The organism is Kordia sp. (assembly GCF_045105435.1).
Taxonomy (GTDB): Bacteria; Bacteroidota; Bacteroidia; order Flavobacteriales; family Flavobacteriaceae; genus Kordia.
The window spans coordinates 1-6,629 of the sequence record NZ_JBGCDL010000374.1 but is presented as its reverse complement, the minus strand read 5'-3'; the positions used below and the strand labels follow the sequence as shown (position 1 = coordinate 6,629).

Annotated in this window: 8 protein-coding genes; 4 read left to right on the top strand and 4 right to left on the bottom strand. The window is 34.4% G+C overall.

The genetic code is table 11. The annotated features are described in order from the left end of the window. From AB8B65_RS19055 to AB8B65_RS19040, 4 genes are all read right to left on the bottom strand, one after another. The coding region (locus AB8B65_RS19055; RefSeq protein WP_405302873.1) for a TPM domain-containing protein at nucleotides 1-148 on the bottom strand (148 nt) is incomplete at its 3' end. A 19-nt stretch (nucleotides 149-167) separates the two neighbouring features. Continuing rightward, on the bottom strand, nucleotides 168-761 hold the full coding sequence (locus tag AB8B65_RS19050; protein WP_405302872.1) for a LemA family protein: 594 nt from the start codon (nucleotides 759-761) through the stop codon (nucleotides 168-170). Nucleotides 762-808: 47 nt separating this feature from the next. Then, nucleotides 809-1,138, bottom strand: coding sequence for a MerR family transcriptional regulator (locus AB8B65_RS19045; RefSeq protein WP_405302871.1), 330 nt, complete (start codon nucleotides 1,136-1,138; stop codon nucleotides 809-811). Beyond that, nucleotides 1,138-2,118 carry a M23 family metallopeptidase gene (locus AB8B65_RS19040; protein ID WP_405302870.1) on the bottom strand — a complete coding sequence of 327 codons (981 nt, stop codon included), beginning with the start codon at nucleotides 2,116-2,118 and terminating at the stop codon, nucleotides 1,138-1,140. Before AB8B65_RS19040 ends, AB8B65_RS19045 begins: the two co-directional genes overlap by 1 nt. Nucleotides 2,119-2,339: 221 nt before the next feature. On the opposite strand from AB8B65_RS19040, the gene alaS reads away from it, so the two are divergent. From alaS to AB8B65_RS19020, 4 genes are all read left to right on the top strand, one after another. Beyond that, nucleotides 2,340-4,952 carry an alanine--tRNA ligase gene (gene alaS / locus AB8B65_RS19035; RefSeq protein ID WP_405302869.1) on the top strand — a complete coding sequence of 871 codons (2,613 nt, stop codon included), beginning with the start codon at nucleotides 2,340-2,342 and terminating at the stop codon, nucleotides 4,950-4,952. Nucleotides 4,953-4,980: 28 nt separating this feature from the next. Continuing rightward, the gene (locus AB8B65_RS19030; protein ID WP_405302868.1) at nucleotides 4,981-5,379 is read left to right on the top strand and encodes a hypothetical protein; all 399 of its coding nucleotides are present in this window, start codon (nucleotides 4,981-4,983) and stop codon (nucleotides 5,377-5,379) included. Nucleotides 5,380-5,381: 2 nt separating this feature from the next. Then, complete coding sequence (locus tag AB8B65_RS19025) at nucleotides 5,382-6,332, top strand: GSCFA domain-containing protein (protein WP_405302867.1); 951 nt, start codon at nucleotides 5,382-5,384, stop codon at nucleotides 6,330-6,332. Between the two features lie 110 nt (nucleotides 6,333-6,442). Continuing rightward, the gene (locus AB8B65_RS19020) at nucleotides 6,443-6,607 is read left to right on the top strand and encodes a hypothetical protein (protein ID WP_405302866.1); all 165 of its coding nucleotides are present in this window, start codon (nucleotides 6,443-6,445) and stop codon (nucleotides 6,605-6,607) included. Nucleotides 6,608-6,629 lie beyond the last annotated feature (22 nt).

Genomic DNA, 6,629 nt, shown 5'->3' with positions numbered 1-6,629 from the left:
CTTCTAGCGCACGATCAAACGTGTTCGTATCTACATGATCTTCAATGTGGACACGAATTTCACCAGAAGTACTTCGTTCTGCCGTTCTAATGGCAGCAACGATTTCTTGTTCTTCCTCAGCGGAAAGGAAATCTTCTACTTTAGACATATTTTTGTGCGTATTTTAATTATTTTTTAAAATCAAAGTCAACATCTGGCGCATTTTCTGAACCTGCTGCTGCTTTAAACAGTGCCATTTCGTCAAAGCTAAAAACCTTTGCAAACATATTAGTTGGAAAAGTTTTAATGTGTTTGTTAAATTTATTAGCGGAATCTGTATAACGATTTCTCGCTGTACGAACAGAATTTTCAGTACTTGCCAATTCGTCTTGAAGTTTCAAAAAGTTTTGATTGGCCTTTAAATCAGGATAGCGTTCTACGGATACTAATAACTTTGACAACGCACCTGATAATCCAGCTTGTGCTTGTTGGAATTTAGCTATGTTTTCTGGCGTTAAATCATTTACGTTAATTTGTGTCGAAGTAGCTTTTGCTCTCGCATTAATAACTGCTTCTAGCGTAGTACGTTCATAATCGGCAGCACCTTTTACGGTACTTACCAAGTTTCCAATTAACGCGTTTCTTCGTTCGTATTCACTTTCTACTTTGGACCAAGCAGTTTTTGCATCTTCGTTTAATCCTACCATTCCATTGTATTTCGTATACGTGAAAATGGCAACCACTACAAGGACAACTGTAATGATGATTGCTTTTTTACTCATAATTATTCGGGTTTATCTATTTGTTAGTATTGTATTTGGTACGAGCGTTACATATTATCTTTAATTTTTACAAGTTCAGCTCTAATGTGTTGTAATTTACGAATAATCTCAAAATTGGAAAGCGTTTTCTTTTTTTCCTCTTTTAAGTGAACTTTTGCGCCGTCAAGTGTAAAGCCACGCTCTTTTACCAAGTGATAAATAAGTTCAATGTGTTTGATATCTTCTGGAGTAAACTTACGATTTCCTTTCGCGTTTTTTTTTGGTTGAATCTCGTCAAATTCTTTCTCCCAAAAACGAATCAAAGAAGCATTTACATCAAAAGCCTTTGCAACTTCACCAATGCTGTAATATAATTTTTCAGGTAAATTAATATGCATTAGTCAAGCGATTGATTTTGCCTTGCAGCGTTTTTAAGTAAATCTTCAAACTCTTTGGCAGATAAATTTCCGTAGTAGAAGTTAATCGGATTGATTTTATCGCCATTTTTTCGAATTTCATAATGTAAATGTGGTGCTTGCGATCGTCCTGTGCTTCCTACAAAACCTATTAAATCGCCGCGTTTCACCTTTTTTCCTTTACGCACATTGTATTTGCTTAAGTGTGCATACAATGAAACATAACCATAGCCATGTTCAACACGAATATGTTTTCCAAAGCCAGAAGCTGAATTGTCAGCTCTTATCACAACACCATCTCCAGCCGCATATACGGGCGTTCCTCTTGGCGCTGTAAAATCCATTCCCCAATGCATTTTTCGTGCTTTTGTAAACGGATCACTTCTAAAACCATAACCAGAAGCCATACGTGTCAAATCTTCATTATTAACAGGCTGTATGGCAGGAATTGAAGCTAAAAACTTTTCTTTATTCTCTGCTAACTTTGCAATTTCATCCAATGATTTGGAATGTACAATGAGACGTTTTTGTAATTTTTCCATTTCTTTTGTGGTGGAAATTAACAAGTCGGCATTTTCGTACTTATACAATGCTTCATATCTATTTACACCACCAAAACCAGCTTTGCGTTGTTCTTCCGGAATCGGATTTGCCTCAAAATACAATCGGTAAATATTATTATCTCTTTCTTCTAAATTTTTTAAAACGGCTTGCGCTTGTGTCATTTTTTTATTCAGTAAATCATAACTAAGTTGCATTTGTGACAACTCGTGTTTTAATACTGTTTCGTTTGGTGTTTCAAAAGAAAACGGCGAATAAAAGAAAAACAAAAGAAATAAAACCACACCCAAAGAAACTGCTGCGAGATACAAAAAAAGGGCTCCAATTTTGCGTCCGCGTTTGGTTTCTATCTTGCGATATGATAGTGTTTCTGAATCGTAATAATATTTTACCTTACTCATTCCTTAAATTATACTATTTTTGTACAGATTTTTCGTGAAAATATTTCACGAGAAACATGTAAAACAAACAAATATAGCTATAGTTTTACAGTTTTTTAAAATTTTAAAGCAGGTTAAGATAATTTTAATAATTTAAAAACTTGCTTTTATATTTAAAATTTAACACGTTTGCACAAATAAATAGGAGATTGTAAAGCGTCTCTTCTAATACGATAACACAAATGAAATCTCAAGATATCCGTACGAAGTTCTTGGACTTTTTTAAATCTAAAACACATCAAATTGTATCTTCTGCACCAATGGTAACGAAGAATGACCCAACGTTGATGTTTGTAAATTCTGGAATGGCACCTTTTAAAGAATATTTCTTAGGAAATGGAACGCCAAAAAGCAATCGTATTGCCGATACACAAAAATGTTTACGCGTAAGCGGAAAACACAATGACTTGGAAGAAGTTGGTTATGATACTTATCATCATACCATGTTTGAAATGTTAGGAAACTGGAGTTTTGGTGATTACTTTAAAAAAGAAGCCATTGCTTGGGCATGGGAATTATTGACAGAAGTATACGGAATAGATCCAGCCATTTTATATGTCACTGTTTTTGAAGGAAGCGATGAAGATGGATTGAAACTCGATCAAGAAGCATACGATTTATGGAAAGAAATTATTCCAGAAGATCGTATTTTGATGGGAAATAAAGCAGACAATTTCTGGGAAATGGGTAGTCAAGGACCTTGTGGGCCGTGTTCTGAAATTCATGTAGACATTCGTTCTGATGAAGAAAAAGCGAAAACGTCAGGTGCCAATTTAGTAAACATGGATCATCCACACGTAGTGGAAATCTGGAACTTGGTATTCATGCAATACAATCGTAAAGCTGACAAATCGTTAGAAAAATTACCTGCGCAACATGTAGATACAGGAATGGGATTTGAGCGTTTGTGTATGGTATTACAAGATGTAAAATCAAACTATGATACAGACGTTTTTACACCAATTATAAGAGAAATTGAAACCATTACGAATGTAGAATACGGAAACGATGAAAAAGCAGATGTGGCTATTCGTGTCATTGCCGATCACGTGCGTGCAGTATCTTTCTCTATTGCTGACGGACAATTGCCAAGCAATACTGGTGCAGGATATGTAATTCGTAGAATTTTGCGTAGAGCAGTTCGTTACGGATTTACATTTTTAAACAAAAAAGAACCATTTATTTATCGTTTGGTAGATGTATTAGATAAAAAAATGGGGAAAGCATTTCCTGAACTAAAAGAGCAAAAGCAACTCATTCAGAATGTAATAAAAGAAGAAGAACAATCATTCTTACGTACTTTGGATCAAGGTTTAGTTTTACTAGATCGTGTGATAAAAAATGTAAATGGCAAAGTAGTTTCTGGGAAAAAAGTATTTGAATTAAAAGATACGTATGGCTTTCCAGAAGATTTAACCGAGTTGATTCTGAAAGAAAATAATTTAACATATAATCACGATGAATTTAATAAACTTCTAGGGGACCGAAAAGAAGATGGACGAAAAGCAACTGCAATTCAAGCAGATGATTGGGTTGTTGTATTAGAAGATGATGACGAAGAATTTGTTGGATATGATACACTTGAAGTTGATGTAAAATTAACGAAATACCGTAAAATAGAAACCCAAAAAGAAGGTGTGCAATATCAATTGATATTCAATCTAACACCTTTTTATCCAGAGGGTGGAGGACAAGTTGGTGACAAAGGATACTTGCAAACGCAAGACAATGACATTGTATACATTATTGATACAAAAAAGGAAAACAACCTCATTGTTCATATTACGAAAACATTGCCAAAAAAGTTAGATGTTACTTTTAAAGCAGTTGTCGATGCAAAACAACGAAGTCGTACAGCAGCAAACCATACGGCAACGCATTTATTACACCAAGCGTTACGCGAAATTTTAGGAACACATGTAGAGCAAAAAGGTTCGGCTGTGCATTCTAAATATTTACGTTTCGATTTTTCACACTTTTCAAAACTATCGGTAGAAGAATTACGTGATGTAGAAGATTTTGTAAATGCACGTATTGAAGGGAAGTTGCCATTAATAGAAAAACGAAACCAACCATTAGCAGAAGCTACCGCAGATGGAGCAATGGCATTATTTGGTGAAAAGTATGGTGATACGGTACGTTCTATACGTTTTGGACAATCCATAGAATTATGTGGAGGAACACATGTGCAGAATACAGCTGATATTTGGCATTTTAAAATAAAATCGGAAGGAGCTGTGGCAGCAGGAATTCGTAGAATAGAAGCAATTACTTTTGATGCTACCAGAGAATTCTATTTTGAAAACAACAGAGCATACTACGAAATTAAAGATGTTTTAAACAATCCGAAAGATGCGGTAAAAGCTGTAACGGATTTAAAAGATGAAAATTCGAAGTTGAAGAAGCAGATTGAAAATTTACTAAAAGACAAAGCTAAAAACTTAAAAGGCGATCTTAAAAATGAACTAGAAGAAATAAATGGAGTTCAGTTTTTAGCAAAACAAGTAGATTTAGACCAAAATGGAATCAAAAATTTAGCTTTTGAACTTGGAGGTGAACTAAAAAACTTATTTTTATTCTTTGCAACAGCGGGAGAAAATAAAGTAATGTTAACTTGCTACATTTCAAAAGAATTAGTTGCTGAACGTGGATATGATGCTGGGAAAGTAGTGCGCGAATTAGGAAAACTAATTCATGGCGGCGGCGGCGGACAACCATTTTTTGCTACTGCTGGAGGAAAAAATCCAGGCGGAATTCCAAAAGCAATCGAACGCGTTAAAGAATACGTAAAATAATTAATAATAACCCATATATAATAGCCTAATGAAAAAAATGTATATCATCGTATTGGCGTTGTTTTTTGCAATACCAATGCTTGCCCAAGAGAAAGAAAAAGAAAAAGATAAAAAAGAAGACGTGTACATTTGGTGTGTAATGCCAAAACAAAAAGGACAATGGTATAAGTTAGAAAAACCAACACTTAAAGTTGTGAATGATTTTCAAACCAAATTAATTTATCTTAAACTATTGAATCCGTATGATATCGTTGAAAAAGGAAAATTAGACAGAGCTACAAGTGATGCAATTCTAAAAATGGAAGCACGTAAAGGCGTAACCTATGAAAGCAAACAAATTGTTGGTTTTACACAAGGAATGAAAAACCGACTTAATTTAATGTATCACATCGCCAAGCGCGCTGCGGAAGCAAAAGAAAAGCAATAAATATGTTGTTGCAAACCAACATTCCGTTTGTAAAGGAAGCATACAACCCAATAAACTATAACTCAAAAATATGTTTATTGGGTTCTTGTTTTTCGGAACATATTGGAAAAAAGTTGGCATATTATAAATTCAAAACGTTTCAAAACCCGTTGGGAATTCTATTTCATCCCAAAGCGATTGAAAATGTTATTCTAAAAGCGATCAATCAAGAAAAATATACAGAAGCGGATATTTTCTTTGCAAACGAACGTTGGCATTGTTTTGAAGCACATTCTGAATTGAGTAACGCAGATAAAAATGTGTTACTGCAAAACTTAAATACCGCTGTGGCGGAAACGTACAAATACATCCTTACTGCTTCACACATTATTATCACCTTAGGAACTGCCTGGACGTACCGTCATATTGAAACCGATATGCTTGTCGCGAATTGCCATAAAGTACCGCAAAAGCAATTCTTAAAAGAAATCTTATCAGTTGATGAAGTTGCTGCAAGTGTTGAAAATTGTATTGTATTGCTGAAAAATATCAATCCGAAAATCACCGTATTATTTACAGTTTCTCCAGTTCGGCATACAAAAGATGGTTTTGTAGAAAATCAACGTAGCAAAGCGCATTTAGTAGCAGGGATTCATCAACACATATCAAAGCGACATTTGGTGCATTACTTTCCTTCGTATGAATTAATGATGGACGAATTACGCGATTATCGTTTTTACGCAGCAGACATGATTCATCCTAACAAAATTGCTGTCGATTACATTTGGGAGAAATTTCAATACGCTTGGATTTCCCACGAAAGTGAACAAACGATGAACACTGTTGAAGCTATTCAAAAAGGATTGGCGCATAAACCGTTCAATCCAAATTCAGTGCAACATCAACAACTCTTAGCAAACCTTCAAACTAAGATGGCGCAGCTGCAGGCGCAATTCCCTTTTATGAAATTTTAACAAATTATGGTGTAACTTCTTAATTTATAGTTAAGTAGGGTGAAACCGTACTTAGCTATTTTTTGGTTGAATTATTTTTGTAATGAAAAAGAAACCAAAACAAAAAAGTTATGAAAAAACAAAGTTTAAAAAGTTTACAATTAAGAAAAAAATCGATCTCTAATTTGGACAATTCAGCCGTAAAAGGAGGAAATAGATCTGCATTATGTACAGGGTTAGCAGGTTCATGTTGGTGTGATGTTACAGTAACAGATTGTAATTGTCCAAGAAATTAAAAAAAAAGAAATTATGAAAAAG